The 22574-nt window shown below is 43.7% G+C and carries 22 protein-coding genes and 1 tRNA gene; 7 read left to right on the top strand and 16 right to left on the bottom strand.

The genetic code is table 11. The annotated features are described in order from the left end of the window. Window positions 1–407: 407 nt before the first annotated feature. The 6 genes from VB740_RS24860 to hisF form a co-directional block, all read right to left on the bottom strand. On the bottom strand, window positions 408–842 hold the full coding sequence (locus VB740_RS24860; protein WP_323202548.1) for a hypothetical protein: 435 nt from the start codon (window positions 840–842) through the stop codon (window positions 408–410). A 126-nt stretch (window positions 843–968) separates the two neighbouring features. Then, the gene (locus VB740_RS24865; RefSeq protein ID WP_323202549.1) at window positions 969–1694 is read right to left on the bottom strand and encodes a GDSL-type esterase/lipase family protein; all 726 of its coding nucleotides are present in this window, start codon (window positions 1692–1694) and stop codon (window positions 969–971) included. Window positions 1695–1899: 205 nt separating this feature from the next. Next, entirely contained in the window at window positions 1900–2058 is a 159-nt protein-coding gene (locus tag VB740_RS24870) for a hypothetical protein (protein ID WP_323202550.1), read from the bottom strand. A gap of 179 nt (window positions 2059–2237) precedes the next feature. Then, window positions 2238–2310, bottom strand: a tRNA-Ala gene (locus VB740_RS24875). Between the two features lie 95 nt (window positions 2311–2405). Next, window positions 2406–2600 (bottom strand): hypothetical protein, encoded by a 195-nt coding sequence (locus tag VB740_RS24880; RefSeq protein WP_012410736.1) that lies wholly within the window; start codon window positions 2598–2600, stop codon window positions 2406–2408. A 99-nt stretch (window positions 2601–2699) separates the two neighbouring features. After that, the gene (gene hisF / locus VB740_RS24885) at window positions 2700–3473 is read right to left on the bottom strand and encodes an imidazole glycerol phosphate synthase subunit HisF (RefSeq protein ID WP_323202551.1); all 774 of its coding nucleotides are present in this window, start codon (window positions 3471–3473) and stop codon (window positions 2700–2702) included. Window positions 3474–3718: 245 nt separating this feature from the next. On the opposite strand from hisF, the gene ruvB reads away from it, so the two are divergent. The 3 genes from ruvB to VB740_RS24900 all read left to right on the top strand — a co-directional run bounded on the left by ruvB (window position 3719) and on the right by VB740_RS24900 (window position 7155). Beyond that, window positions 3719–4819: a Holliday junction branch migration DNA helicase RuvB gene (gene ruvB / locus VB740_RS24890; protein WP_323202552.1), complete on the top strand. Its 1101-nt coding sequence runs from the start codon at window positions 3719–3721 to the stop codon at window positions 4817–4819. Between the two features lie 123 nt (window positions 4820–4942). Further along, complete coding sequence (locus VB740_RS24895) at window positions 4943–5746, top strand: tetratricopeptide repeat protein (protein ID WP_323202553.1); 804 nt, start codon at window positions 4943–4945, stop codon at window positions 5744–5746. A gap of 116 nt (window positions 5747–5862) precedes the next feature. Next, window positions 5863–7155 carry a glycosyltransferase gene (locus VB740_RS24900; RefSeq protein ID WP_323202554.1) on the top strand — a complete coding sequence of 431 codons (1293 nt, stop codon included), beginning with the start codon at window positions 5863–5865 and terminating at the stop codon, window positions 7153–7155. A 43-nt stretch (window positions 7156–7198) separates the two neighbouring features. Here VB740_RS24900 and VB740_RS24905 read toward each other — a convergent pair whose 3' ends face one another. From VB740_RS24905 to VB740_RS24920, 4 genes are all read right to left on the bottom strand, one after another. After that, window positions 7199–8587, bottom strand: a complete 1389-nt coding sequence (locus VB740_RS24905) for a cytochrome P450 (protein ID WP_323202555.1) — start codon at window positions 8585–8587, stop codon at window positions 7199–7201. A gap of 175 nt (window positions 8588–8762) precedes the next feature. Next, window positions 8763–9578 (bottom strand): TIGR01548 family HAD-type hydrolase, encoded by an 816-nt coding sequence (locus VB740_RS24910; RefSeq protein ID WP_323202556.1) that lies wholly within the window; start codon window positions 9576–9578, stop codon window positions 8763–8765. 44 nt (window positions 9579–9622) lie between these two features. Beyond that, a complete protein-coding gene (locus VB740_RS24915) occupies window positions 9623–10093 on the bottom strand; it encodes a DUF29 domain-containing protein (protein ID WP_323202557.1) in 471 nt (156 codons plus the stop codon). A gap of 55 nt (window positions 10094–10148) precedes the next feature. Beyond that, the gene (locus tag VB740_RS24920) at window positions 10149–10619 is read right to left on the bottom strand and encodes a DUF29 domain-containing protein (RefSeq protein WP_323202558.1); all 471 of its coding nucleotides are present in this window, start codon (window positions 10617–10619) and stop codon (window positions 10149–10151) included. 231 nt (window positions 10620–10850) lie between these two features. On the opposite strand from VB740_RS24920, the gene VB740_RS24925 reads away from it, so the two are divergent. Continuing rightward, window positions 10851–11150 (top strand): 30S ribosomal protein PSRP-3, encoded by a 300-nt coding sequence (locus VB740_RS24925; RefSeq protein ID WP_069071048.1) that lies wholly within the window; start codon window positions 10851–10853, stop codon window positions 11148–11150. A gap of 10 nt (window positions 11151–11160) precedes the next feature. Here VB740_RS24925 and VB740_RS24930 read toward each other — a convergent pair whose 3' ends face one another. After that, complete coding sequence (locus tag VB740_RS24930) at window positions 11161–12936, bottom strand: serine/threonine-protein kinase (RefSeq protein WP_323202559.1); 1776 nt, start codon at window positions 12934–12936, stop codon at window positions 11161–11163. 92 nt (window positions 12937–13028) lie between these two features. On the opposite strand from VB740_RS24930, the gene VB740_RS24935 reads away from it, so the two are divergent. Next, window positions 13029–13688, top strand: coding sequence for a hypothetical protein (locus tag VB740_RS24935; RefSeq protein ID WP_323202560.1), 660 nt, complete (start codon window positions 13029–13031; stop codon window positions 13686–13688). A 132-nt stretch (window positions 13689–13820) separates the two neighbouring features. Here the strand turns inward: VB740_RS24935 and VB740_RS24940 are convergent, their stop codons facing one another. From VB740_RS24940 to VB740_RS24955, 4 genes are all read right to left on the bottom strand, one after another. After that, window positions 13821–15923 (bottom strand): flotillin family protein, encoded by a 2103-nt coding sequence (locus tag VB740_RS24940; RefSeq protein ID WP_323202561.1) that lies wholly within the window; start codon window positions 15921–15923, stop codon window positions 13821–13823. Window positions 15924–16074: 151 nt separating this feature from the next. Then, a complete protein-coding gene (gene atpC / locus VB740_RS24945; protein ID WP_100901210.1) occupies window positions 16075–16488 on the bottom strand; it encodes an ATP synthase F1 subunit epsilon in 414 nt (137 codons plus the stop codon). A gap of 143 nt (window positions 16489–16631) precedes the next feature. Further along, complete coding sequence (gene atpD / locus VB740_RS24950; protein WP_323202562.1) at window positions 16632–18080, bottom strand: F0F1 ATP synthase subunit beta; 1449 nt, start codon at window positions 18078–18080, stop codon at window positions 16632–16634. Between the two features lie 367 nt (window positions 18081–18447). After that, window positions 18448–18849 carry a PEP-CTERM sorting domain-containing protein gene (locus tag VB740_RS24955; protein ID WP_323202563.1) on the bottom strand — a complete coding sequence of 134 codons (402 nt, stop codon included), beginning with the start codon at window positions 18847–18849 and terminating at the stop codon, window positions 18448–18450. A 293-nt stretch (window positions 18850–19142) separates the two neighbouring features. Between VB740_RS24955 and VB740_RS24960 the strand changes: the two genes are divergently transcribed. Further along, complete coding sequence (locus tag VB740_RS24960; RefSeq protein ID WP_323202564.1) at window positions 19143–19973, top strand: SirB1 family protein; 831 nt, start codon at window positions 19143–19145, stop codon at window positions 19971–19973. A gap of 78 nt (window positions 19974–20051) precedes the next feature. On the opposite strand, the gene VB740_RS24965 is transcribed toward VB740_RS24960, so the two are convergent. Next, window positions 20052–20501, bottom strand: a complete 450-nt coding sequence (locus VB740_RS24965) for an SRPBCC family protein (RefSeq protein ID WP_323202565.1) — start codon at window positions 20499–20501, stop codon at window positions 20052–20054. A 199-nt stretch (window positions 20502–20700) separates the two neighbouring features. Here VB740_RS24965 and VB740_RS24970 point away from each other — a divergent pair, with 199 nt between their 5' ends. Then, window positions 20701–22353 (top strand): mechanosensitive ion channel, encoded by a 1653-nt coding sequence (locus tag VB740_RS24970; protein ID WP_323202566.1) that lies wholly within the window; start codon window positions 20701–20703, stop codon window positions 22351–22353. Window positions 22354–22574: the final 221 nt, after the last annotated feature.

Genomic DNA, 22574 nt, shown 5'->3' on the forward strand with positions numbered 1-22574 from the left:
TACCATCTTTCTTCCCTCATGGGAATATTCCTGGTATTCCTACCTGGGCAGTTACGTTAATTTTTACAAGCCGATGCATTGGCGTAACAGTTGTGTGTACACCATAGGCCAATACGCTTGGGTTAAGGGCTAATTGTACAAAATTGTGGGTTTTCGAGACGCCATAAATCGCCGTCTCTACAAGTGTTTTGGTCTTATCTGAACTGTATTGCACCATAGGGCAATACGCTTGGGTTAAGGCTTGATCTCGATAACTCTCCTTAAAAAAGAGGAAATTAATAAGCCCCCCTTTTTTTAAAGGAGGGTTAGGGGAATGTTACGGGGCAAAATCTCACTAACACCAAGCGTCTTGTACCATAAGCCACTTGTCCGCTGCGGTCTTGATAAATCTTTAATTAGATACGATATTACAACCACTCCCCACCCCGGAAACGCCAACGGGGAAAGATAATTCGCATCAGGCTTTGTGAACTAATAAAAACTGCTAGCCACACGATGCTATAGTGCAATAAAAAAACTGCTAACGGTAGTTCTTCTTTAGGTAAAGGTATTGGTAAAAAGCCAAATAGTTTTATTCCACAGAACACAAATACTAATTCCCATATACCAGCTAAAAGTTGATAAGCTGCGGGCCAATCCCTATCCCATCGGTATTTTTGAAGATAGTTATAAAGCACATCCCAACCTAAGCCAAAGATGGCGACATAACCAAGTATCCAAAAGTAAACCGAGTTAGCACTAGAACCAATCAAACCCATTGCAAAGGGCAAAGATACAAATACGCCCACTGTTGCAAGTAATAATAATCGAGTTTGCCAACGACCAAATAAAGTTGGTGTCATAGGAGTACTGAATAAAAAATAGGGAAAAGATGGATTTAAAAATTCAGCACTATTGTAATGCTTTTTGTAAGGATGGGAGATATGAGAATATTAGGTTAGCTCCAAAGCATCAACATATTTATCTGATTACGATCGCTTAAGGTGGTAATCAAATTTAGAATGGTAAGCTGCGATCGCATCCCAATTGATCACATCTTCTAACAAAGCTTGATAACCTAGTGTATTGGGATGAAGACCATCTTCACTCAAGCGTTTAAGCCGCCAACTTTCACCGCGTTTCATCCATTGCTCAAAAATATCTAAATAGGGAATCTGCCGTTTGGTACAAGCAATTCGAGTTGCTTCTTTGTAGCGGTACTGGTCGGTATGATTATAGTAAAAACAATCTAAAAATGGCATCTTGGCTTCATCCACTGGCACCATGCCGACAAATAACACAGGACATAGTTGCTGTGCTAAATCTAGCAGAGAAGCAATTTCCTTTTCAAACAATGTAAAATCTGTGTAAGTTCGGCCGTCGGGTCGCGCCAACCGCGCTGAGTCATTCACGCCTACTGATAAAATAATCAAGTCGGGGACACGATTTCGCAGTTCACCCCGGTGGCGGAACTCAACTTCTAGCCTTTGTGCTACTTGTTGTGTGCGATCGCCTCTTACCCCTAAATTATAAAGCACATGACCGGCACTATCCGGTAACATCCACCATCGCCGTAATTGTTCGATCCAGCCTCCTTTTTCCGGATCACCGAATCCATAAATTAAGCTGTCCCCCAGTGCGACAATCTTCATTGGCTGAAAGTGATTTGGTGGTACAGACAGCTGCATTGAGGAAGAAGCAAGAAATGTGTGCATTTAAGAACTATATTTTATATCTTTACAAGATTCTATACATTTCTATACCATAGATGGCTATATTTAGTGCCCAAGCATCTATGGAGTTTCTACTTATTGATATGGTTGCAAGGTTAATATTGCCTTAGTTAAGCCTCTGAGGGCCAACTATCGAGTTTGGAAATTAAATCGGCTAGGCGATGTCTACAACGGGTTATGATGTTCTCTACGTTCCCTGCGGGACGCTGACGCGAACGCGCAGCGTGTCGCAGACAGACGCTAAAAGCGAACGCGCTACCGCTACGCTATCGGTGACGCACTTTGCCAAATATTGAACCGCAGACGACACAGGGGGAGAAGGAGCGATCGCACAAATCATTGACACTGATAAATATGAAGTTGAGGAAGTCCTAGAAAATTGGCTGGAGTTCTTACAGCAATAACAAATCGCTCCAAAAGCTCATTACAGCTTCTATTAATCCAACTTTCGAGACTGGCTAGGTAGACAGCCAATAAAACCTTACTAACCTTTTCCATGAATAAAAAGATTTAGGTTATTAAGAATGGAGCTAAGCGGATTCGAACCGCTGACCCCCTCAATGCCATTGAGGTGCGCTACCAACTGCGCTATAACCCCTTGAAATACCATTATACATAATGGCTTGAATATTGCTACTTTGTCAAGCTTTTTCTATAAACTAAATTTAAAATATCCTCTCTACCACTGGGCACTCACAACGACACTTGCAACAAATAGGTCATACAGTGCCCCATCAAGAAGTAAACTACTAACATGGCAGCAGCAGCCAGAGCAACTAATGTACCAGCCAACATGAGAGAGAATTCTTTACTCTCGTAAGCTTTTTCCATTAGGTGCAGCGACCACGCCACTAGGGCAACATCAAAAAGTAAAATAGGAAGCAACATATTTTTTAATATTTGTTAATACTTGTAAAATAATATTAACACCCTTTCAGGGAAGTGTGTCCAACCATAGATAGATGTCATTAAACAGTAAATGATAGATTAAGAGAATGTTCTTACTGGCACGTTGCGATCGCGCAAATAATTTTTGATTTCTGCTACGCTTAATTGACCGTAATGTAACAGTGATGCCAGTAATGCTGCTTCAGCTTTGCCTTCGGTTAGGGCTGTGTAGATATGTTCACAATTACCTGCACCGCCAGAAGCAATAACTGGAATTTCTACAGCATCGGCGATTGCCCGTGTGATCTCGATGTCATACCCGGCTTGGGTTCCATCAGCATCCATACTTGTTACTAGCAGTTCACCGGCCCCCCGTTTTTCAACTTCTTGTGCCCACAGTAGAGCATCTAAGCCTGTATTTTCCCTGCCACCCCGTACATAGACATCCCAACCTGGATTCTCCGGGTTATTTCTGCGTCTGGCATCAATCGCAACAACTATGCACTGATTACCAAAGCGATCGCTTGCCCGATTAATCAAGTCTGGTTCCCGCACTGCCGCAGAATTAATACTAACCTTATCTGCGCCCGCTCGTAACAAAGCTTTAACATTTTCTAAGGATTGAATGCCACCACCCACAGTCAATGGAATAAAGACCTGTTCAGCAGTTCGGTAGACCACATCTAAAATTGTAGCTCGGTCTTCATGAGTAGCCGTAATATCCAGAAATACTAACTCATCAGCACCTGCTTCGTTGTAAACCTTGGCCAGCTCTACCGGATCGCCTGCATCTTGGAGATTTACAAAGTTAACTCCTTTTACAACCCGTCCCGCCTTCACATCTAAGCACGGTAAGATTCTTTTAGATAACATAATAACTTTTGTACTTCTGGGTAATTGACCGGAATTTAAATTTTAAATTGGCGCGGGTATTTCCAAACGAAAATTTTCACGGGAATGGAGCATGGGGGATTATGAAAAAGGGTAAAGGGGAAAGGGGAAGGGGGAAGGGGTTTGTTTATTTATCCTTTTCCCTTTAACCTTGTCCCTTTGTCCTCTCATCTTCCCCACTCCCCACTCCCCACTCCCTAGTCCCTTATAAAGTAGATAGCTGAATTATGGCGATAATCTCCTCGAAAAAACAGCCTCCAGAACCCAACGGAGAACCAAAGCAGCGTCGAGAGTCGGCGAAAGCACCATCCACAGAAAATATTTTGAAGCCTGAAGCTGCTATTGATGAGCAAGAACAGCAGGAAGAAGGTATTCGTCCACACCGATTTGCTGATTATATTGGGCAAAAAGATTTAAAGGATGTGCTAGATATTGCCATCAAAGCAGCCAAGTCTCGTGGTGAGGTGCTAGATCATTTGCTGCTTTATGGGCCGCCGGGATTGGGCAAAACCACGATGGCAATGATTTTAGCATCGGAAATGGGGGTAAATTACAAAATTACTAGTGCACCAGCGCTAGAACGTCCACGGGATATTGTCGGGCTACTGGTGAATATGAAGCCTGGGGATATTTTATTTGTGGATGAAATTCATCGCCTCTCGCGGATGACAGAGGAAATTCTCTATCCGGCGATGGAAGATTATCGCTTAGATATTACTATTGGTAAGGGTTCTAGCGCTCGAATTAGAAGTTTGCCGTTGTCAAAGTTTACTTTGGTGGGAGCTACAACCCGTGTCGGTGCTTTAACTTCACCACTGCGCGATCGCTTCGGTTTAATTCAAAAACTGCGATTTTACGAAGTTGAAGAACTGACTCAAATTGTACTGCGAACCGCTCAATTACTCAAAACCCCCGTTACAGAAGATGGTGCCACAGAAATTGCCCGTCGGTCACGCGGAACGCCACGGATTGCTAATAGGCTACTTAAACGAGTGCGTGATTATGCTGAGGTAAAACTATCTGGTGAAATTAATGAAAGCATTGCATCTGAGGCATTGCAACTATTCCAAGTAGATCCCTGCGGTTTAGATTGGACAGATCGCCAAATGCTGAGTGTGATAATTGAACAATTTAACGGCGGGCCAGTGGGGTTAGAAACAATGGCAGCAACCACGGGTGAAGATACCCAAACAATTGAAGAGGTGTACGAACCTTACCTCATGCAGATTGGGTATTTAACTCGGACTCATCGCGGAAGGATGGCGACTAAGGCAGCATATAAGCATTTGGGATTTACGCCGCCTAATGAACAGTTGTCATTATTGTAATTATGGGTATGGGGCATGGGGCATTGGGCATTGGGCATTGATACTCGTAAATGAGTCTTTGAACTCCATTCCTCTGCCCCATGCTCAATGACAAATGACAAATAACAAATTAGGTAAACCTAAATGATTAAGTTGATTGGTATTTTTCTCAGTCTGTTACTTGTGTTTGGCTGGGGTACTCCAGTTATGGCACAATCTCAACCGCCCATTACTCAAGAACAGTTAAAACAAGGCGATGAGTGGGCAAATCAAGCGTTTGCAGCAACGAATCAAGGTGATTTTGCGACGGCTGAAACTTACTGGACAAAGATTATTGAGCAATTTCCGACAAATGCCGGGGCGTGGAGTAACCGGGGAAATTCGCGGGTGAGTCAGAATAAGTTGCAAGAGGCTTTGGCAGATTATAACAAAGCCATAGAACTAGCACCAAATGTCACTGATCCATATTTGAATCGGGGGGCAGCGTTGGAAGGGATGGGAAAATGGGATGATGCGATCGCAGATTATAATCATGTCTTAGAACTCGATCCTAACGATGCGATGGCGTATAACAATCGCGGAAATGCCAAAACAGGTTTAGGAAAATGGGAAGATGCGATCGCAGACTACAAAAAATCTAATGAGATAGCCCCAAATTTTGCCTTCGCCCGTGCTAACTATGCCCTCGCTCTTTATGAAACAGGTCAAAAAGAGCAAGCAATCCGCGAAATGCGAAATATCGCCCGTAAATACTCCAAATTTGCTGATGTGCGTGCCGCCCTCACAGCTGCCTACTGGGTGAATGGAGAACAAGGTGAAGCCGAAAGTAACTGGGTAGCAGCTTATGGATTGGATAGCCGCTACAAAGATATCGACTGGGTAAAAAATATCCGCCGTTGGCCTCCCAGCCTAGTTACAGCTTTGGATAAGTTCTTAAAAATCCAGTAATATCTGTGAAACATCATACCCTTGTGGATTGTTTGATACTAAAATTATGTCCATAAATTTTGCACAAAATAGCGGATAATACTTGTATTTGCCTTGCATTTTTTAAAGGTTTCGCTATGACTCATTTTGGGATTCTTTGTCCTGCTGCGATCGGTCATCTCAACCCGATGTGTGCTTTGGGTAGAGAATTGCAACGGCGCGGTCATCGCGTCACTTTATTTCATATGCCCGATGTTCAAACTAAGGTACAGAAAGCTGGCTTAGAATTTTACACGATTGGAGAGGCTGAATTCCCGCTTGGAAGTCTGGAACCAATGTATAAACAGTTGGGTGAGATGAGTGGATTACCAGCGTTGCGTTTTACGATCAGTTGGCTGGAAAAAGAAACAGTCATGCTTTTCCGTGAAGTACCAGAAGCACTCTCTAAGGTAGGTATAGAAGCCCTATTAGTAGACCAGGTAACGCCTGCCGGTGGAACTATTGCCGACTTTGTAAATATACCTTTTGTTACTGTATGTAATGCTCTGCTAACTAATAGAGAAGAGGCAGTTCCTCCCTACTTTACACCTTGGCCCAACAACCAAGCTTGGTGGTTTCGCAAGCGAAACCAAGTGGGTAACTTTTTGCTTAATCGTTTATCAATAAAAATCTGGGATTTGGTAGTAAATCAACGTCGTCGATGGAATTTACCACCTTATGTCAAGCGTGAAGATGCTGCCGGGAAACTAGCTTATATCTGTCAGCTACCTGCTGAGTTTGACTTTCCACGAGAACAGTTAGCTAAGTTTTTTCATTACACTGGGCCTTTGCAAGATCCATCAGGGCTAGAACCCATCTCTTCGTCTACATCTTTCCCCTTTGAAAAGTTAAACGATCAACCATTGATTTTCGCTGCTTTGGGAACTTTACAAAATCGCAAAGAAGAAATTTTTGAGACTATTGCTGAAGCTTGTATAGGTTTAGACATGCAACTAGTAATTTCTTTAGGTCAACCAGAAAGAAAGGAATCAGTCCCTAATCTACCTGGTTCGCCTTTGGTAGTAGCTTACGCACCCCAACAGCAATTAATCTCAAGATCGATTCTAACTATTACCCATGCTGGAATGAATGCAGTGCTAGGTGCTTTAAGCAGCGGAGTCCCCCTGGTAGCTATTCCTATTACTAATGAACAGCCAGGAATCGCTGCTCGTATAGCTTACACGGGAGCAGGAGAATTTGTCCCACTGTCTGGTTTGAGTGTACACAGGTTGCGAGACACTATTAAGCGGGTAATAACAGAAGATTCTTACAAAAAGAATGCCTTAAGACTACAAGAGGCAATTCAGCGAGCCGGTGGGGTGAGCCGAGCGGCTGATATTATCGAACAGGTCGTGTCTAGCGGTAAACCTGTTTTATCTAATCGACCCTAAGAGGCTATATGCGATCGCTCCCACTCATATTATTTCAAACTTTCTAAACAAAACTAGTCTCTCGAACTACCTGATTTTGAGGACGCTTCCCCTTCACCACCATCTGCACACCTCCTGCTGGGCTAAATAGTAAACCCTTACGTACTGGCTGCACTGGTTTGCTTTCAGCCAGTACCATCTCCCAGTTAGACAGCACTTTTGCCAAAACCAGTTTCATCTCAAACAAGGCAAATGCCATTCCAATACAGCGACGGTTCCCGCCACCAAAGGGTAAATACTCATAAGGAGAAAATTGACGTTCCAGAAAACGCTCTGGCTTAAATTGCTTCGACTGTGGATATAAATCTTCTCGATGATGGGTCAAATAAATAGAGGGAATGAGCAAAGTACCAGGCTCAATGTTGTATTCCCCAATTTGTAGCGGTGATTTGACCAATCGATTTAGTCCCGATACCGCTACTGGGTAAAGGCGTAGGGTTTCAGAACAGACAGCATTCAAATAAGGCAATCGGAAAATAGCGTTTGGATCTGGTTGTTCACCCAACTTATCTAGTTCTTGCAGCAGTTTTTCCCGCACCTGCGGCTGATGATGAATCCAGTAAAGCGCCCATGATAACGAAGTTGCAGTAGTTTCGTGACCCGCTACTAATAGGGTCATCAGTTCATCACGTAATTCCAAGTCTGTCATCGGCTCTCCCGCTTCATCACGAGCAGCCATCATCAAAGATAGAATATCAGTCCGAGATGGATCGGGTTGTGCTTTGCGTTCTTGAATCTGAGCGTAGATGAGTTCATCAATTTGCTGCCGTAAACGCAAGTATTTCCCCCAAGGACTCCACGCTCCTAAATCCTGTCGCAGTGATGGGAAAAGAAGTAGAACTGTTCTTAAAATAGGGATTTTGGGATTCAGAATTGTAATCAGGAATTCATGGAGTTTTTTGTAACGTGGCCCATCTTCTAGACCAAATACAGCCTTCAAAATTACTTGGAAAGAGATTGCTTGCATTGATGACAGAACTGCAAAGTTTTCTCCAACCTGCCACTGATTAGTTACTTGCTCAGTGATGTCGCAGATTAATTCACCATAAGCTAGCATTCGTTCCCCATGTAAGGGTGGTGTCAATAGCTTTCGTTGTCGCTGATGAGGCTTTCCTTCCAGAGCCAGTAGTGATTGGCGTCCTAATAAAGGCGCTTGAATCCCTGCTGACTCACCAGAGTCTAACTGTTTTGGATCTGTAGTAAAAATTTGTTGAATCGCCTGGGGATTGCTAATAAAAACTTGAGGAGCAACATTTTTTCCTAGCTGAAGGGTGAAGATATCACCATAACGTTTAGCACAGTCTTCGATGTATTCTAAGGGATTAGTAAGCCATTGATACATCTGTACCCAAGGGTGAGTTTGGGGGCCATTAGGCAGTTTAAGTGCAGACATTTTTATTAATCTCCCAATGATTAAAGCAAGATTGTTAAGCTAATCGGCATTTAAGTTGCATAATCAGGGCGGGCAAGATGCCCACCCCACAAGGGATTAATAAAATTTTGATATGCAAATTAGATGTGTTTTAGCTTATCAGCAAGTTATTCATGCACCCCTAGCTTGATTAATCTTAGACCACAGATTGGGCAGATGAACTTACCAATTCTTGAATCTGCCTCGGAGTCAATTCTTGCACATTACGCAAAACTACTGCTGCTCCGGCTGCTATTAGTGTCTCACCATAAGCATCACTACGCGCTGCTGTTTCCTGGACGTGGGGTGGTAAAATCCCTACACCAATCCAATTGTGAGCAGAATCTAGACTCCGCGCTTTCTCGACGGTATACATATCTGCTACCGTATCTCCTATATACACGATCGCTAATCTTTGCTCAATTCCATTTTCTAACTCACGAACTGTAGCGAAAAGTCCCGTAGGATCAGGTTTCCCTGGCGCATCTTCCATCGCAATCAATACTGGAGATTCCAAACCCAGGCGTTTTTCTAAGACATAGTTGGCAGAAGCACGAGTCGCACCGCTAAAAAATCCCCAAGCAATACCGGCTTGGGTAAGTTGTTCTAAATAGCTAGGTTGTAATAATAAGGGTTCATTACAGATATACCCAGTAAAATTATTTGGGTCAGGGCCGCGGTAACGTGATTGAAAAAAAGCAACGATCGCATTGTAATCTAGTTGCAGTTGTTCGCGGCTTTGTTTTTGGGTTTCAAAGTAGCGGTAAATTAATTCCTGTGATGCTTCCCAATCGTTATTCCACACGCCTTCAGACTTCAACTGGTCAATGTCTAGTGGGGTTGGTCGATATGCTTGGGTGGTAAAATATTCTACGGTATCTGCGATCGCCCGGCGATAAGAACCGCTAACATCGCGCACAACGCCATCAATATCGAAAACAACGATCGCTTTTACAGAAGTAGTTTGAATCATGGGGTAGGAAGCAAAAGAGTTTTACATCATCATAAAACGTGAGATCATGACTCAGGTAAAAAATCGGGGTCGAGGGCTTGCTCTGGCGTGAAGGGGGATTTTTCTGGGAAGATAGCGATCGCTAATCCAGTTTCAATGACAGCCAGTCGTCTAGCGGTTTGATAGCTTTCGTCAAAAACTTGATCAAAGTAAGGTTTCAAACTCGGACTTTCCTGAAGTGCCTTTTGGACTCGCCTGCGGTGTTCCAAAATAGTGTACTGCCAACTTTTTGAGCGCTTTTCAGTTTGAATTTGGTATTTGAGCAGATGCATCAGTAACACTTCCAGATTGCTCTCCAATGCCCGCTTTTCACTTCTGCCCATCGTTTCAATTTCTTCAATTAAATTCTCTAAATCCAGTTCTGTGAGCCGACCTTGTTTGAGCAGTTCTGCTGTAGTTTGAATCCACAAATAAAAATCTTGCTCGTACAAATCTGAACCAGATGTTGTTTGAGATTGGGGCAGTTGGGCAGTCACGTCGCTTCGCTCCGAATTCAAAATTAACCGCAAAATCTTCTAAATCAGGGTGTGATTATGGCTCAGGTAAAAAATCGGGGTTGAGGGCTTGTTCTGGCGTGAAGGGAGATTGTTCGGGGAAGGTAGCCAAATGCAATTCAGTTTCATCGGCAGCCAAGAGTCTAGCATCGTCATAACATAGCCCAAAAACCTCATCAAAATATGGTTTGAGGCTAGGACTTTCTTCTAGAGCTTGTCTGATGCGTTTGCGATGCTTGCGAATTGTTGCTCGCCAACTACCAGAGCGCTTCTCGGCTTGATATTTATACTTCAATAGATGCATCAGCACCACTTCTAAGTTGCTTCTCAGTGCTTTCTTTTCACTCCTGCCCATCGTTTCAATTTCATCAATCAAATTCTCTAAATCCAGTTCTGTGAGCCGACCTTGTTTGAGCAGTTCTGCCGTGGTTTGAATCCACAGGTAAAAGTCTTGCTCATACAAATCTGAACTAGATGTTGTTTGAGATTGGGGCAGTTGGGCAGTCACGTCGCTTCGCTCCGAAGTCAAAATTCAAAATTCAAAATTCAAAATTCCCATAAACAAATTTACTTGCTCTATATCATGGGTCTGTTTCGGTCACAAGCATCTTTGTTAGCGCCGACTTACACCTTATGCTAGCCCAATCCAATCACTGTTTGGTCATTTGATAGGGTATTGCGTTAAAATAAGCGATCGCTATCCTAGTTCAGTAATGCCCGGAAATTCCCGGAGGTGTGATTGACCAAGTTTATTTTGAAAATTCTGTGGTTAGACGAAAACGTTGCTCTAGCAGTCGATCAAATTGTAGGCAAAGGCACCAGTCCCTTGACTAAGTACTTTTTTTGGCCCAGAAATGATGCCTGGGAAGAGTTAAAAAAGGAATTAGAGTCCAAACATTGGATTACTGACGTGGATCGTGTCGAGTTGCTTAATAAAGCAACAGAAGTGATTAACTACTGGCAAGAGGAAGGTAGAAACCGTCCAATGGCAGAAGCTCAGTTGAAATTTCCAGAAGTTGCCTTCACAGGTAGCGCTTGATATTACAAAGTTAGCTATTGTGCTGTTCTACAAGCTGCCACAGTTTGATAGTCTTGTCCTTGCTGCCACTTGCAATTAATTGTGTAACTTTGCTCACAGCAACAGCAGATACTGAGTCTACATGACCAGAGAGAGTAACAATCTCTTCTGCTGTGCTTACCCTCCAAAGTTTAACTGTTTTGTCCCAACTTGCACTCAGGAGCGTTTCGCCATCGGCGGTGAAAGCCACAGCCACCACAGACCAGGAATGGCCTACAAGTGTGCTAATTAGCTGACCAGTGTTTACCTCCCACAATTTAATAGTGTTATCATCACTACCCGTCGCCAAAATTTTCCCATCGGGACTAAAAGCGACTGTCAAAACCGCCCATGCATGACCCGAAAGGGTGCTTAACAAGCTATAGCATGGGCGGTTTTGAATTTCTCTCTGGGAACCTTCTATCTGCCACAAGCGAATTGTTCTGTCATAACTAGCGCTGGCTAAAAGCTGTCCTTGGGGACTAAATGCTACTGAATTTACCTGTAATTGGTGTCCAGTTATGGTGCAAATTTCTGTGCCAGTATTTACATCCCAGAGTTTGATTGTCTTATCCCAGCTACCACTAGCGAGAATCTGCCCATCTGGACTGAAAGCAACTGATTTTACCGCGTGTGAGTGTCCCAAGAGGGTGCAGATTTCTTTTAATGTCTCAACCTGCCACAATTTGATAGTTTTATCGTCGCTAGCAGTTGCCAGAATTTGACCATCTGGACTGAAGGCAACTGATTTTACAGCTTGGGAATGTCCTGATAAGCTAGCTAGGACTTTTTTAGTATTTAAATCCCACAATTTAATAGTGTTATCATCACTACCACTTGCTAAAGTGTGACTGTCTGGACTAATGGCAAGGGCATTCACACTACTCAATGTCCCAGAATGCCCAGTTAAAGTATGCAAGCATCGCCAAGGAGGATTTGGTAATTTAAAATTTTGAGTTTTACATTCCATACCTATTGCTTGCATAACTTCATCAGCCGATTGAAAGCGGCGATTAATAGTCTTTTGCAGCAGCTTGTCGAGGATTTGGGCCAAGCGAGCACTAACTTTAGTAGTAAGATATTGTTGCCAAACCCAGCAATCGTTAGCAATATCATATAAATCAAAGGGAGGAATCTGGGTAAGTAAGTAAATACAAGTTACACCCAAGCTATATAAATCACTAGCAAAAACGGCTTTCCCCTTTGTTTGTTCTGGTGCAGAGTATTCTGGACTGCCAATACTGGTTTCAAATATTAGCCGATCGATTTCTGTGACGATTTTCGCAGTGGTAAAATCGACTATGACGAAATTCCCCTTTTTTGTAATTGGGGATCTACGGATGATATTTTGGGGTTTAATATCGCGGTGGATGATGTGGCGTAGGTGTAGCCCGCCGCAGGCATCGCTAATAAACTGCAAAACTGGCAACACATCTTCTAACAGTTGCCAAATCTGAGTTTCATTAAAAGCGCCTTCTTCTTCAACTACCTGAGCTAAATTAGTGCCTGTAATAAACTCCTGCACTAAATAGAAATGTCCATCCTGGTGAAAATAAGCTAATAAAGTTGGAATTTGCGGATGCTTTCCTAATTCCTCTAGCTTTTGCGCCATTTGCTGGAAATTTTTAGATATTTCGTATTCCAACGATAATTCTTGAATGACGCAAGGAACTGGCGGAAACTGACCTTCGTCTATTGCGAGGAAGGTTTTACAGAATCCCCCTTTACCAATCTGCTTGAGTAAACGATAACGTTCTTGTAAAAGCAAAATTTCTTTGCCTACATAGCATCCACAATAAAATATAGCTGTTTTTAGTTACTTATAACTCGGAATTGCTTACGAGGAAGTATAAAATTAAGATGCAGAAATTCTTAGGTCTAACTGTTTGTTTCTCTGCTGTTATCTCATTTGTGCCTATAGTAGCCTTTAGCCTTCCGCTCTCAGGACAGACATTTAACAATTTAACTGAAAAAGCTAAATTAGAGGTTTCTAAGACTACAGGAATCTCGGCTGACCACCTCAATGTAGTTAACAAAGTAACTCTAGCTGGTACTGGAATAACGCGGTTTAAGCTAATAGATACCCAAGGCAATATCTATGGTGTATCCCTTGATGCTGCTGGCAATCAAATTAGTCAGAAAGTGTTAGAGCAGGCTATTCAAGCAATCAACAATAAGGGCTTTGTTGGCAAATTGGAAACCGAATTAGCTAATCGCATTGCTCAAGGAAGCAATAACCCTATCAAGGTCATTTTTCATCTAAAAGGAGAAACAGTTCAGCCTTATCAAGGATCGAACCCTACTGAGCATCAAAATCACTTAAATACTCTGAAATCTCACTATCAGGTAATTCAGCAACCTCTTGTAAACCAACTTAAGGAAAGTAACCAACGAGTCATTTATCAATCTCTTTATACACCAATTGTGGTGGCGGAAGTTACCCCTTTGTTAATCCAAACGATCGCTGCTCGTTCTGATGTAGAGCGAATCTATCTTGCGCGACGGAGAATTAGAAGGTAAAACGATTGAATTTTAGTTTGCCAGAAGAGGCTGAACATATCTCGTTGTAACTATTTCTTCCCCTGCCTCCCCTGCTTATCCAAACCGTATTGGGGGCGCACATATCTACGCCCCTACCAGATGTTGCTAATATTACTTATCTACAGGAAAATTCACAACTATAGGTGGATAACCGTTTTCTGAGGTTGGTTGCGCTTTGGTTACTGGTTGTGGATGCAAAGGTGTTGGTGTCAATTCACCCTTACCAGTTTGATTCCATAAAATCATGGATAGTAGCCCATCCACTAAGCCGTTATTGCTGCCATTACTGCCAACTAAGACATCTGGAATCAAACGAACATTGCGATCGCCGATAATCTGCATTAGTTGCATTGCTGTATAACCTTGTGAACCCAAGGCTTCCACACCAGCGCGGTAGGTTTCAGCTTTGGCGTTACCTGTGGCCCGAATACCTTCAGCTTCAGCAATTGCCCGGAGTTTTGTACCCTCAGCTTCACCATTAGCCTGCTTAATTTGGGCTTGGGCTTTTAGGTCAGCTATATGCACACTCTGCTCCGATTTCACCATTTCTTGCTGAATATCCGCCAGTGCCGTTTCCCGGACAAGTTGCTGCCGTTGGGTTTGCGCCATCTGCTGGACTTCATAAGTCTTGCGTTCTTCTTCAGCAATTTTTCGGTCTGTCTGTGTCTGCATTAACGATGCTGGTGGCTGAATATCACCAATCAGGGTGTCGATCGCTTGCACGTCATAAGCCCGCAATGCTGTTTTAATATACTCAGCAGCCTCAGTTTGTCGCTCACTCCGAGCGGTGAGAAAGTCTAGTACAGTACAGTTTTGGGCTGAGTTGCGGAAATAATTACCGATAGTTGGTTCTAATACATGGTCTACCAGATTTTGCATGGCACCAACGCGAGAAATTACCTTCGGAGCATCTAAAGCACCTACATGGATAATTTGTGCTACTTCCAAATCAAAGGCAAACCCATCACGCGATCGCACTGTCAAGGAAGCTAGTTGAGCATCATAACTGTGACGTTCTGTGCGGTCTGACCAATTTAATACAATGTTGGTCGTTGGCACTAGTTCCATCTTCATGATCCGAGAATTAATCGGGTGCTTGCCAGGATACAACGGTTCGACCCATACACCCTTATGTCCAGGATTCACTAAGTTACCGTGGGTGAAAGCTGCACCGCTGACATCTTGATGTGCCTTACCCACGAAAGAAATTACTACACCCACATAGCCAATGGGGATTTCCGTCATGGGAACTTGCTCAACCTGGACAAACCAAGGGTTCAAGTTCCAAGAACCAGAAAGCAAAGTCTGCTCTTGTAAACCTCGCCGCCCACCTCCATTAATAAATTTTTGACCATTTTGGAAGTTGTCGTGTCCGTCAATTATGGGGCCTGCGAGTTCACCAGCAGAAATTGGTAAACCATCTAAGGTAGTGACAATACCAACTTTGTCAGATGCCAAGCTATAAACCCGCAACTGTTCTGGAGCCATGCCATGAGCGCTGGCATTTGATGCCATGATGACTTTAAACAGAGCAGTGTTAATCCGGTATGTACCTGCGGTGAGAAAACCCATCTGCCGCCCTTTTTCACCACCTTCGGTGAGGAATTTTCGAGCATCTTGGAAGTTGTCACAACTGACAATTTTGCCCAAAATCCGCTCTGGTGGGTTGGATGCGCCATCTGCTGCCACAATCAAAGCGATTTCCCCTTGGGGAACGACAATTACCGATTCTTTCTTTACAGAATACTGCCAAGGCCAATAGCCCCAATGCCAGCCAGGAGCTAAAGTATCTGCCTGCAAGCCAGCTTCGCCATTGAGGGCAATCAAACTGCCGGCGGGGAGTCCACGCCCAGAAAGGGTAAATTTCCTCACTACAATACCGACTTCACGTTCGCCAATGACTACAAGTCCCCCAAAGAATAGGGGGACGAATATGACGAAACCGCCGACAAGTAGGATGGGAACTAGTACAACAGGATCAATTCCAGCAGCTTGATATTGAGTCCTGCTAGTTTGTAACTGAGCAATATTTGGTGTGGTCTGATTTAGCTGGACAGTCGCCGAAGTTATTTCTTTTGCAGTAGTTATTTTTACAGGAGTAGCATTGGCAGAGTGAATACTACTAGCAAGCGCTAACGTTGCTACGATAGATGCTGCAAAACGAGCTACCTTATTTTCTTTACGAGTACCAAGCAAAGATGAAAAGCTTTCCATAATTTGTGCCCATTTGGGCAACTAATTAGCTAAGTTAACACTTCACTATGGCTGACCTCGATTTCTTAAACTTGGCGTAATTTTTTAAAAGTTAATAAATAATTTGTAGGTTGGCAATGTCCAACCTACAAAGTTGAAATAGAAAGTTAAATTAGACCAAACCGCCAGCCGCTTGAAACCGAGCGCGGGCGCGTTTGAAGGCTTGATTTGCCTGAATTTGGGCTTGGCGATCGTCTGCTGAAACTTGACTTAGACGCGCTTCTGCTTGGTTGTAAGCAGTACGAGCTTCATCAAGGTTGATTTTGTCGCCACGTTCAGCGCCGTTAACCAGAATTGTCACTTCATTTTCTTCGACTTCGGCAAAGCCACCCAAAAGGGCGATCGCTTCCCAATTCTGATTTTTAGCGCCACGAACTCGCATGACACCAGTATCTAGTGCGGTCAACAATGGTGCGTGTCCAGTGAGGATACCTAGTTGACCAGTGGTGCTAGGCAAAACTACTTCTTCAGCTGGGGCATCCCAGACTGTTTTATCTGGGGAAATTACACGAACGGTTAATGTCATTTGTCTTTTGTCCTTTGTCTGTTGTCCTTTGTCCTTTGTCTGTTGCCCTTTGTCATTTGTAATTGCCATTAGTCATTAGCAGTTGAACTAATGACTAATGACCAATGACCAATGACCAATGACCAATGACCAATGACTAATGACTAACCTTTGATTTTTTCAGCTTTAGCGATCGCTTCGTTAATATCGCCAACCAAGTAGAAAGCCTGTTCTGGCAGAGCATCCAACTCACCAGACAGAATCTTTTGGAACCCTTTGATGGTGTCTTCCAACTTCACATACTTACCAGGAGAACCGGTAAATACTTCTGCTACAAAGAACGGCTGGGACAAGAAGCGCTCAACCTTCCGCGCCCGCGCTACGATCAGACGGTCTTCTTCAGACAATTCATCTAGACCGAGAATGGCGATAATGTCTTGGAGTTCTTTATAACGTTGCAGAGTTGATTGCACCGCCCGCGCAGTATTGTAGTGTTCGTCACCTACAATATTTGGTTGAAGCATGGTGGAAGTAGAACCAAGGGGGTCAACTGCGGGATAAATTCCCTTAGCTGCCAAACCACGAGACAGCACTGTTGTACCATCCAAGTGGGCGAAGGTAGTAGCAGGTGCGGGGTCGGTGAGGTCATCCGCAGGTACGTACACTGCTTGAATGGAGGTAATGGAACCCTCTGTAGTTGAGGTAATCCGCTCTTGCAGTTCACCTACGTCGGTTCCCAATGTGGGCTGATATCCTACCGCAGAAGGCATCCGACCCAGTAGCGCGGATACTTCTGAACCTGCTTGCACAAACCGGAAGATATTATCAATAAACAGCAGCACGTCCTGCTTGTTCACATCCCGGAAGTACTCTGCTACTGTCAATCCCGAAAGACCAACCCGCATTCTCGCTCCGGGTGGCTCGTTCATTTGACCGTAGACTAGAGCAATTTTTGATTCGTTGAGGTTGTCTTTGTTGATAACCCCAGATTCCATCATTTCATTGTAGAGGTCATTGCCTTCACGGGTGCGTTCACCCACGCCAGCAAATACGGATACTCCACCATGCTGGGTAGCAATGTTGTTGATCAATTCCATCATGATCACGGTCTTACCAACACCAGCACCGCCGAATAGACCAATCTTACCGCCGCGTCGATAGGGAGTCAGAAGGTCAACAACTTTAATCCCAGTCTCAAACACCGAAGGTTTGGTTTCCAGGTCAGTGAATTTGGGAGCAGAGCGGTGGATGGGTAAACTTGCCTCAGCATTTACAGGACCCCTGTTGTCCACAGGTTCGCCAAGGACGTTGAAAATCCGGCCCAAAGTGGCTTTCCCAACTGGTACGGTAATGGGAGCGCCTGTATCGGTGACTTCAAAACCGCGCACTAAGCCTTCGGTGGAACTCATCGCAACAGTCCGCACCTGGTTGTCGCCCAGCAGTTGCTGTACTTCAACGGTGATGTTGATTTCCTGTCCAGCTTCGTTGGTGCCAACGATTTTCAAGGCATTGTAGATTTGTGGCAATTTCCCGCCGGGAAATTTAACGTCTACAACTGGGCCAATGATTTGGGTAATGTAGCCAATGTTTGTTTTTTCTGCGGTTGTGACCATGCTGCGCCTAATGATTGAAGCTATATTTCAGATACGGTCGGAGAAGACATAAGATTAAGCAATGTCACCTTTCACTGTAGCACCGGACGGGGACATAACTCCCTTAGTAATTCCTTAAAAAGGAGCTTGGCTGCTTTGGCTGTAACCCTCACCCTGAAAAGTTTAGCTGAGTCACCAGATGCTTTAGGGTAAATATTTTATATATTAAGTTCAATTCTCAAATGGCTGGGGGAGACTTGAAACTGAAAAAAACCCTGTTAGGCGATCGCTAACACGGCTTTCATAAAGTAGTTAAGGTTTTTAGCCCATACTGTGGCTTAAGCTTTCTCTTTCTGCTTGGATTTCCGGCAAAAAGTAAGTAAGTGATTTAGGCTTTGGTTGCAGCTTTCTGTTGCTGCTTACGCTTCACGAGTGAACCCACACCCAAAGCCAGAAGTCCTATGACTGAGGTAGGTTCAGGAATAGACTTTGTACCGCCTATTGTTAAGTTGTCAATTAAGATAGATCCGTTGGTGGTCGAACCTCCACCTTGAAGACCAACATGAACTGCTTTAATGCTTTTCTCAGAGGTTATACCCCAAAAGTTTTGACCTGCTAAAGAGAAATCTTGTGTACTATCATCTCCGAAAGTCACCTGAGCAAAGTATTGAGTACCAGCAAGAATATCAAAGCCCGCTCCAAAAACCCCAAGTGCGTTTCCTACTGTTGTTTGGGTAAAGTCTAACAAAAAGGAACCGTTACAACCAGGACAGTAAGCGCGATTTCCCAATGGTTCTCCTATTATTAGATTATATCCATTTTCCCCACCAAAGGGAGTTGTGGTTTTGTATTTGGTCTGACCAACTACGCTGCTTATGGCAGCATCATTATACTTAAATATACAATTTATAATATTTTTAACATATTTTACAAATATAGCTAATTAGTAATTAAAAAAAAATTTGTAATTTCTGTACAAATGACATTACCAAATGTTCTTAATATCTCTAGAATAAATATAGTTACAGAAAACTAGTGTCAGTTGACCCACTTCATCCTCACACGTCCACCGAGCAAAAGCTTATGAATTTCTCGTCAGCGCGACAATATTTTTACCAGGAGATTCAGCAGTCTGACGAGCATATTGACTTAGCAAAGGCAGCTTTATATATTGCACAAGAAGAATATCCCAAGCTAGATCCAGAGGAATATCTCAACGCCCTTGATACAATGGCATCAGAGCTTCAAGAACGCCTACCTGACTCACGATATCCTTTGCGGATAGTTCAAAGTATTAACCAGTATCTCTACGAGGATTTAAAATTCTCTGGTAATAAGATTGACTATTACGACCCGCGCAACAGCTTTTTCAATGATGTAATTGATCGCCGACTGGGGATTCCTATTACCTTAGCGTTGGTTTACCTAGAGGTTGCCAGACGGATTGATTTTCCAATGGTGGGTGTGGGGATGCCAGGGCATTTCCTAATCCGCCCGGATATTGAAGATATAGAGATTTTTGTAGATGCCTTCAATGGTGGCGAAATAATATTTGCCCAAGATTGCGAGGAACGACTGTCTCAACTTTATCAGCAACCTGTGACGCTACAACCAGAATTTTTAGCCGTGGTCAGTAATCGGCAATTTTTGGCACGGATGCTGACAAATTTAAAATTTATTTACCTTAAACAGCAAGAGTTAGAAAAAACGCTGGCAGCCGTTGAACGAATTTTGTTGCTGTTTCCTAATTTAACTTTAGAATTGCGCGATCGCGGCTTAATCTCCTATAAACTTGGTAACTACCCCCAAGCCGTGGACGATCTACAAAATTATTTAGCAAAAGTTCCCGATGCCGAGGATGCATCTGTAATTCGACGGCTACTTACTGAATTGGGGAATGGGGAGAAGGGATGAGGGAGCAGGGGGAGCAGGGGGAGAAAGAAGAACCAATGCCCAATGCCCAATGTCCCATCCCCAATTACGAATTACGAATTACGAATTATGTTGTTCTTCTGCGACTCGTTTGAGGCGGCGGAGTTGGGCTTGCATATCTTTTTTAGTCCAAGATGCGGCAAAGGTGTTAAAACCCCAACTCACTAAGGGGTTAGGGATATCGAACTCAAAGCGGTTCAGTAGGAGCGTTCCTTTTTCTGTGGGTTGACATTCCCAGCGATCGCGCCCTTGAAAAAATCCCTGAAATCCCCAAACTACCAAACCCGGTTGTCGTTCCACAACTACGCTCTTCAACGTGGGTTTTAGTAGCGGAATTTGAATGATAAAAAGACTTTCACTGCCGACATCGGTACTCCAAGCTTCGCCCACAGGTTCACAACGCAGAACGGGGTTGAGCCAACGGTGCATGAGAGCTAAATCGCTAATACAGCGCTCCACCACCGTAGCTGTAGCATTAATTTGAATTGATTGTTCCAAAACTTGGGACATTCTATATGTTTGATGCTGTTGCTGCAATTAGAGTAACGCAAAATTCAGCACTGACAGTAGATTAAATCAAATACAAGTAACAAAGTCAAAAATTACTCTTGATATTAATGCCATAGATGTACGTCTTTACTGGTAAATTGATAGGCAAAACACTGACTCAGTGTTGGCAGCGAATACTTAAGCATAATTTCGCAAAACCATGAACACAACTTGGCAAGGAATAACCCAGGTGATAAAAGTTGTTTTACCCACGAGTGGGCTGCAATTTTTGGCACAATCACCCAGCCTGCAATCGGCGCAACCAGCAGTGAATCAAGGAATCGCTGATGTGCAAGGTATTGTTCAACAGTTGATTCTGTTTACACCCCGTCTGCTGGGGGCAGTAGCAATTTTGTTAATAGGTTGGCTAATTGCAGCGATCGCAGCAGCAGTGACGCGAGGAATCCTCAGTCGCACAAACATAGATAACCGCATTGCCGCAGGGATAACAGGTCGTCAAGATGTTCCCCAAGTGGAGAAATTCATCTCCAGCATAGTCTTTTGGAGCATCCTGTTGTTGACGGCGGTAGCTGTTTTACAGACATTGGATCTGGAGATAGCGTCTCGACCTCTCAATAATTTTCTCAATCAGCTTATTGGCTTTTTGCCAAAGTTGGTTGGTGCGGGAATCCTTTTAGGAGCCGCCTGGATTTTGGCGACCATTGTGAAGATTATCACTGTGCGCTCATTACAAGCATTTAACCTGGATGAGCGTTTAAATCCAGAACCAGAAGACAGCACACCCAGTCTCAATCGTTTATCTCTAACTGAGACAATTGGCAATGCTCTGTATTGGTTTATATTTTTACTGTTTCTCGCCCCAATTTTAGATACTCTCGAACTCAGGCAGGCTCTACTACCAGTACAAGCTCTAATTACAGAAGTTCTGCTAATTTTGCCGAACATTTTAGCGGCGGTGCTAATTGCTGTAGTTGGCTGGTTCATAGCTAATGTGGTGCGGCGGATTGTAACAAACTTGCTGGCGACAACTGGAATCGACCATTTAGGTAGTCGCTTGGGATTATCTTCGACTGCGGGGGTGCAACCTCTATCGAGTATTATCGGCACAATTGTCTATGTTTTGATTTTGATTCCTGTGGCGATCGCAGCGCTCAATGCCCTGGAAATTAATGCGATCTCTGTGCCTGCGATCGCAATGCTGCAACAGATTCTCAACGCTTTACCCGCCATCTTTACAGCCATAGCAATTTTGATTGTTGCCTATTTCGTAGGGCGGTTTATCGCAGATTTGGTTACGAGTATTCTCACCAATTTAGGCTTTAATAACATTTTCAGCATCCTTGGTCTGACAACACCCAGCAGACGCATTGTAGTTACAACAGAATCAACAACCCCAGAGATTACAAGCCGCACTCCATCGGAAATTGCAGGCATTGTTGCCTTAGTGGGCATCATGCTATTTGCAACGGTAGCGGCGGTGAATATCTTGAATATTCCAGCCCTGACAGCATTAGTGTCCGGTATTGTGATCATATTCGGGCGGATTTTAGCGGGATTGGTAATATTTGCCATTGGCTTATTCTTGGCAAATCTGGCTTTTAACATCATTACTAGTTCCGGCGAACGTCAAGCACAGATTTTAGGTCAGGTGGCGCGGATTGCAATTATTACCTTAGTCTCTGCAATGGCACTGCAACAGATTGGAGTTGCCAGTGATATTGTGAATTTAGCCTTTGGACTTTTACTAGGTGCGATCGCAGTCGCTATTGCCCTAGCCTTTGGTCTTGGGGGGCGCGATATTGCCCGCGAGCAAGTTCAAGAATGGCTAAACTCCTTCAAAGGTAGAAACTAAAAGTTGATGAAGGTGCAATTTTGTCTCTATATCTCTGAAAGTGCAGCCATAAGCATCAGTAGTAGATAAAATCTAACGGCAATTATGCTTAAAAGGTTGAAAGTTAAAGTTTAGAAGCTCGGAGTTTGAGTGTAGAGCTTGACATTCCGAGTTCAGAAGCTCAAGCTCCGAGTTCAGAAGCTCAAGCTTCGAGTTCAGAAGTCAAAGTTCCGAGTTCAGAA

This window comes from Nostoc sp. UHCC 0251 (assembly GCF_034932245.1).
Lineage (GTDB): Bacteria > Cyanobacteriota > Cyanobacteriia > Cyanobacteriales > Nostocaceae > Nostoc.

Excerpts from the sequence above, each read along its gene's own strand:
- VB740_RS24860 (WP_323202548.1), bottom strand. The coding sequence starts at position 842 with ATGACACCAACTTTATTTGGTCGTTGGCAAACTCGATTATTATTACTT.
- VB740_RS24865 (WP_323202549.1), bottom strand. The coding sequence starts at position 1,694 with ATGCACACATTTCTTGCTTCTTCCTCAATGCAGCTGTCTGTACCACCA.
- VB740_RS24880 (WP_012410736.1), bottom strand. The coding sequence starts at position 2,600 with ATGTTGCTTCCTATTTTACTTTTTGATGTTGCCCTAGTGGCGTGGTCG.
- hisF (WP_323202551.1), bottom strand. The coding sequence starts at position 3,473 with ATGTTATCTAAAAGAATCTTACCGTGCTTAGATGTGAAGGCGGGACGG.
- ruvB (WP_323202552.1), top strand. The coding sequence starts at position 3,719 with ATGGCGATAATCTCCTCGAAAAAACAGCCTCCAGAACCCAACGGAGAA.
- VB740_RS24895 (WP_323202553.1), top strand. The coding sequence starts at position 4,943 with ATGATTAAGTTGATTGGTATTTTTCTCAGTCTGTTACTTGTGTTTGGC.
- VB740_RS24900 (WP_323202554.1), top strand. The coding sequence starts at position 5,863 with ATGACTCATTTTGGGATTCTTTGTCCTGCTGCGATCGGTCATCTCAAC.
- VB740_RS24905 (WP_323202555.1), bottom strand. The coding sequence starts at position 8,587 with ATGTCTGCACTTAAACTGCCTAATGGCCCCCAAACTCACCCTTGGGTA.
- VB740_RS24910 (WP_323202556.1), bottom strand. The coding sequence starts at position 9,578 with ATGATTCAAACTACTTCTGTAAAAGCGATCGTTGTTTTCGATATTGAT.
- VB740_RS24935 (WP_323202560.1), top strand. The coding sequence starts at position 13,029 with ATGCAGAAATTCTTAGGTCTAACTGTTTGTTTCTCTGCTGTTATCTCA.
- VB740_RS24940 (WP_323202561.1), bottom strand. The coding sequence starts at position 15,923 with ATGGAAAGCTTTTCATCTTTGCTTGGTACTCGTAAAGAAAATAAGGTA.
- atpC (WP_100901210.1), bottom strand. The coding sequence starts at position 16,488 with ATGACATTAACCGTTCGTGTAATTTCCCCAGATAAAACAGTCTGGGAT.
- atpD (WP_323202562.1), bottom strand. The coding sequence starts at position 18,080 with ATGGTCACAACCGCAGAAAAAACAAACATTGGCTACATTACCCAAATC.
- VB740_RS24960 (WP_323202564.1), top strand. The coding sequence starts at position 19,143 with ATGAATTTCTCGTCAGCGCGACAATATTTTTACCAGGAGATTCAGCAG.
- VB740_RS24965 (WP_323202565.1), bottom strand. The coding sequence starts at position 20,501 with ATGTCCCAAGTTTTGGAACAATCAATTCAAATTAATGCTACAGCTACG.
- VB740_RS24970 (WP_323202566.1), top strand. The coding sequence starts at position 20,701 with ATGAACACAACTTGGCAAGGAATAACCCAGGTGATAAAAGTTGTTTTA.